3 protein-coding genes and 1 pseudogene are annotated in these 5,227 nt (G+C 65.2%); all 4 read left to right on the forward strand.

From position 1 onward, the window contains the following. Window positions 1–13 precede the first annotated feature (13 nt). Window positions 14–2,041 (forward strand): NADH-quinone oxidoreductase subunit L, encoded by a 2,028-nt coding sequence (gene nuoL / locus ACE3P6_RS15540; protein WP_374396761.1) that lies wholly within the window; start codon window positions 14–16, stop codon window positions 2,039–2,041. Then, window positions 2,041–3,579: an NADH-quinone oxidoreductase subunit M gene (locus tag ACE3P6_RS15545; RefSeq protein WP_374396756.1), complete on the forward strand. Its 1,539-nt coding sequence runs from the start codon at window positions 2,041–2,043 to the stop codon at window positions 3,577–3,579. Before nuoL ends, ACE3P6_RS15545 begins: the two co-directional genes overlap by 1 nt. A gap of 12 nt (window positions 3,580–3,591) precedes the next feature. Next, on the forward strand, window positions 3,592–5,031 hold the full coding sequence (gene nuoN, locus ACE3P6_RS15550) for an NADH-quinone oxidoreductase subunit NuoN (RefSeq protein ID WP_374396759.1): 1,440 nt from the start codon (window positions 3,592–3,594) through the stop codon (window positions 5,029–5,031). Beyond that, window positions 5,021–5,227: pseudogene (locus ACE3P6_RS15555) on the forward strand (biotin--[acetyl-CoA-carboxylase] ligase); the annotation flags it as partial. The gene nuoN and the pseudogene ACE3P6_RS15555, both read left to right, overlap by 11 nt.

Consider the following 5,227-nt stretch of genomic DNA (forward strand, 5'->3'; position numbering starts at 1 on the left):
CGAGACCGGCGCGATGGTGGTGACGACGGGGCTCTTGTTCCTGTCGATGCTGCTCTCGTGGATCGTCTTCCTCGGCTTCGATGGGACGACCCAGCACATCCACATCCTCGACTTCATCCGTTCCGGCACGCTCGACACCGCCTGGTCGATCCGGCTCGACCGGCTGACCGCAATCATGCTGATCGTGGTGACGACGGTCTCGGCGCTGGTGCACCTCTATTCCTGGGGCTACATGGCCCATGACGAGAACTGGCGCGAGGGCGAGGTCTACAAGCCGCGGTTCTTCGCCTACCTCTCGTTCTTCACCTTCGCCATGCTGGCGCTGGTGACGGCCGACAACCTCGTGCAGATGTTCTTCGGCTGGGAGGGCGTGGGCGTCGCCTCCTACCTGCTGATCGGCTTTTACTACCGCAAGGCCAGCGCCAACGCCGCCGCGATCAAGGCCTTCGTGGTCAACCGCGTGGGCGACTTCGGCTTCGCGCTCGGCATCTTCGGGCTTTTCTACCTCGTCGACTCGATCGACATGGACGCGGTCTTCGCCGCCGCGCCGACACTGGCCGAGACGCAGATCCGCTTCCTCTGGACCGACTGGAACGCGGCCAACCTTCTCGCCTTCCTCCTCTTCGTCGGCGCGATGGGCAAGTCGGCGCAGCTTTTCCTGCACACCTGGCTGCCGGACGCGATGGAGGGCCCGACCCCGGTCTCGGCCCTGATCCATGCCGCGACGATGGTGACGGCCGGCGTATTCCTCGTCTGCCGGATGTCGCCCTTGTTCGAGTATGCCCCCGAGGCGAAGTCGTTCGTGATGTATATCGGCGCCGCCACCGCCTTCTTCGCGGCGACGGTGGGCCTCGTGCAGAACGACATCAAGCGGGTGATCGCCTATTCGACCTGCTCGCAGCTCGGCTACATGTTCGTCGCCGCGGGGGCCGGCATCTATTCGGCGGCGATGTTCCACCTCTTCACCCATGCCTTCTTCAAGGCGATGCTGTTCCTCGGCGCGGGCTCGGTCATCACCGCGATGCACCATGAACAGGACATGCGCAACTATGGCGGGCTTCGCAAGAAGATCCCGCTCACGTTCTGGGCGATGATGATCGGCACGCTGGCGATCACCGGCGTCGGCATCCCGCTGACGGCCTGGGGCTTCGCGGGGTTCCTGTCGAAGGACGCGATCATCGAGAGCGCCTTCGCCTCCGGCAACGGCTTCGCCTTCGTGGCGCTGGTCGTGGCGGCACTCTTCACCTCGTTCTATTCCTGGCGGCTGATGTTCCTGACCTTCTTCGGGACCGAACGCGGCGACCATCACGCGCACGAGCACGCGCACGAAAGCCCGGCGACGATGACGGTGCCGCTGGGCGTTCTCGCAATCGGTGCCGTTTTCGCGGGCATGCTCTGGTACAAGCCCTTCTTCGGCGACCATGAGCGGATGATCGAATTCTTCGCCATGCCGCATCACGCGACGGTGGAGGCGGGCGCAGCCGATGCGGCCGCCGCCACCGAACCGGCGACCGAACCGTCCGCCACCGACGCGGCGACCGCAGCCGCCCCGGCGGGCGAGGCCGAGGCCGAGGCCGGTCACGCGGCCGTAGGCGGGATCTTCATGTCGGAGGCGTCGAACCAGGTGCTGGACGACGCGCACCATGCGCCGGCCTGGGTCAAGGTCTCGCCCTTCGTCGCCATGCTGATCGGCCTGGTCACCGCGTTCGTCTTCTACATCGTCGACCCGTCGATCCCCCGGCGTCTCGCGGCGCAGCAGCCGATCCTCTACCGCTTCCTGCTCAACAAGTGGTATTTCGACGAGATCTATGACGCGGTCTTCGTCCGCCCGGCCAAAAGGCTCGGCGCCTTCCTCTGGACGCGCGGCGACGGCAACGTCATCGACGGCACGATCAACGGCGTGGCGATGGGTTTCATCCCGCGGCTCACCCGGATCGCGGCACGGCTCCAGTCGGGCTACATCTTCACCTATGCCTTCGTCATGATCATCGGCATCGCCGTGCTTCTGACCTGGATGACGATCTCTGGGGGCGCGCACTAATGGAAAACCTGCTTTCCATCATCACCTTCCTGCCCCTCGTTGCGGCGGCGATCCTCGCGCTCTTCCTCAAGGGCGACGACCCGGCGGCGCAGAAGAATGCCAAGTGGCTCGCGCTGATCGCCACCACGGTGACCTTCCTTGTCTCGCTTTTCCTGCTTGCGGGCTTCGACCCGGCCGACACCGGCTTCCAGTTCGTCGAGGAACGGGCCTGGATCATGGGGCTGAAATACAAGGTGGGCGTCGACGGGCTCTCGGTCCTCTTGGTGCTCCTGACCACGTTCTTGATGCCGATCACGATCCTCTCCACCTGGGAGGTGACGGCCCGCGTCAAGGAATACATGGTCGCGTTCCTGGTCCTCGAGGGGCTGATGCTCGGGGTCTTCGTGGCGCTCGACCTGGTGCTCTTCTACCTCTTCTTCGAGGCGGGGCTGATCCCGATGTTCCTGATCATCGGCATCTGGGGCGGCAAGGAGCGGATCTACGCGGCGTTCAAGTTCTTCCTCTACACCTTCCTCGGCTCGGTGCTGATGCTGGTGGCGATGATCGCCATGTATGTCGACGCCGGCACGACCGACATCCCGACGCTCCTCAACCACCAGTTCTCGTCCGAGCCGCTGAACCTGCTCGGCTTCCACGTCGTCGGGGGCATGCAGACGCTGCTGTGGCTCGCCTTCTTCGCCTCCTTCGCGGTCAAGATGCCGATGTGGCCGGTCCATACCTGGCTGCCGGATGCGCACGTGCAGGCGCCGACGGCGGGCTCGGTCGTGCTGGCGGCGATCCTCCTCAAGATGGGGGGCTACGGTTTCCTGCGCTTCTCGCTGCCGATGTTCCCGGTGGCGTCCGACCTGCTCGCGGGGCTGATCTTCTGGATGTCGGCCATCGCCATCGTCTACACCAGCCTCGTGGCGCTGGCGCAGTCCGACATGAAGAAGCTCATCGCCTATTCGTCGGTCGCGCACATGGGCTACGTGACCATGGGCATCTTCGCCGCCAACCAGCAGGGCGTGGATGGCGCGATCTTCCAGATGCTCAGCCACGGCTTCATCTCCGGCGCGCTCTTCCTCTGCGTCGGCGTGATCTATGACCGGATGCACACGCGCGAGATCGACGCCTACGGCGGTCTGGTGAACCGGATGCCGGCCTATGCGCTGGTGTTCATGTTCTTCACGATGGCCAACGTCGGCCTGCCCGGCACCTCGGGCTTCGTGGGAGAATTCCTGACGCTGATGGGCATCTTCCAAGTCAACACCTGGGTGGCCTTCGTGGCCGCCACGGGGGTGATCCTGTCGGCGGCCTATGCGCTCTGGCTCTATCGCCGGGTGGTCTTCGGCGACCTGATCAAGGAAAGCCTGAAGACGATCGCGGACATGAGCGCGCGAGAGAAGGCGATCTTTGCGCCCCTTATCGCCATGACCCTGCTTCTCGGCGTCTATCCGAGCCTCGTCACGGATGTGACGGGCCCCTCGGTCGAGGCGCTGATCTCCGACTACCAGGCCGCGGTTCCCGTCGAGACGGGCATCGAGCTGGCCAGCCACTGAGGACGACACGCGATGATCTCTGCTGATTTCTCCGCCATCCTTCCCGAAGTGGTCCTGGTCCTGTACGCGATGGCAGCACTTCTGGGTGCGGTCTACACCGGCAAGGACGAGCTTGCCGGAACGCTGACCTGGGCGACGGTGGCGGTCTTCCTCGGGCTTGCGGGCTGGATCGGCCTGTCGGACCCTGGCGAGCGGATGGCCTTCGGCGGCATGTTCGCCGACGATGCCTATTCGCGCTTCGCCAAGGTGACGGTGCTTCTGGGCGCGGCTTCCGTCCTGGCGATGAGCGCGGACTACATGACGCGCCGGGGGCTGGCGCGGTTCGAGTTCCCGCTGATCGTGGCGCTTGCCGTCGCCGGCATGATGGTCATGGTCTCGGCCGGCGATCTGATGTCGCTCTACATGGGGCTCGAACTCCAGTCGCTGTCGCTCTACATCCTCGCGGCCTTCCGCCGCGACAGCGTGAAATCGACCGAGGCGGGGCTGAAATACTTCGTGCTCGGCTCGCTCTCCTCGGGGCTGCTGCTCTACGGCGCGTCGCTGACCTACGGCTTCACCGGCACCACGCTTTTTGCCGGTATCATCGAGACGATCCAGGACGGGCATGTCTCGGTGGGCCTGCTCTTCGGCCTCGTGCTGATGATCACCGGCCTTGCCTTCAAGGTCTCGGCGGTGCCCTTCCACATGTGGACGCCCGACGTCTACGAAGGTTCGCCCACCCCGGTCACCGCCTTCTTCGCCACCGCGCCCAAGGTGGCGGCGATGGCATTGTTCGCCCGGCTGGTCTTCGACGCCTTCGGCGGCGCGGTGGCCGACTGGAGCCAGGTCATCGCGGTGATTTCGGTGCTGTCGATGTTCCTTGGTGCCGTCGCCGGGATCGGGCAGCGCAACTTCAAGCGGCTGATGGCCTATTCGTCGATCGCCCACATGGGCTTTGCGCTGATGGGCCTTGCGGCGGGCACCGAGGCGGGCGTCAAGGCGATGCTCCTCTACATGGCGATCTATGTCGTCATGAACGTCGGCACCTTCGCCTTCATCCTGTCGATGGAGCGTGACGGGGCGCCGGTGACGGACATCGACTCGCTGAACCTCTATTCGCGCAAGGAGCCGGTCAAGGCGCTCGCCATGCTCGTGCTTCTCTTCAGCCTTGCGGGTGTGCCGCCGATGCTGGGGTTCTTTGCGAAATACGGCGTGCTTCTGGCAGCGGTGAATTCCGGCATGACGCTGCTTGCGGTGGCCGGTGTCATCGCCTCGGTGATCGGCGCCTTCTACTACCTGCGCATCGTCTACTACATGTATTTCGGCGCCGAGAGCGAAGGGGTGGAGACGCGGATGGTTCCGGCACAATGGCTTCTGCTGATGGCGTCGGCGGTGCTGATGGTGGTTGGCGTCGTGAGCCTCTTCGGCGTCGAGGGGGCCGCGGCGCTGGCGGCCGAAGTTCTTGTCCGCTGAGCGGGCGGGAGAGCTTCCGGCCTGGCCCGAAGGCGTGGCGCGCCACGTCCTTGCCGAGGTCGACAGCACCAATTCCGAAGCCGCGCGCCTGGCACCGCGCCTGACCCAGCCTACCTGGATCCTCGCCCGCCGCCAGACAGCGGCGCGGGGGCGGCGGGGCCGGGCCTGGGTCGCGCCCGAAGGCAATTTCTTCGCC

The organism is Tabrizicola sp., from assembly GCF_041911175.1.
Taxonomy (GTDB): Bacteria; Pseudomonadota; Alphaproteobacteria; order Rhodobacterales; family Rhodobacteraceae; genus Tabrizicola.

What these genes read in the sequence shown, in the direction of transcription:
- ACE3P6_RS15545 (WP_374396756.1), top strand. Translation starts at nt 2,041, where the DNA reads ATGGAAAACCTGCTTTCCATCATCACCTTCCTGCCCCTCGTTGCGGCG.
- nuoN (WP_374396759.1), top strand. Translation starts at nt 3,592, where the DNA reads ATGATCTCTGCTGATTTCTCCGCCATCCTTCCCGAAGTGGTCCTGGTC.
- nuoL (WP_374396761.1), top strand. Translation starts at nt 14, where the DNA reads ATGGTGGTGACGACGGGGCTCTTGTTCCTGTCGATGCTGCTCTCGTGG.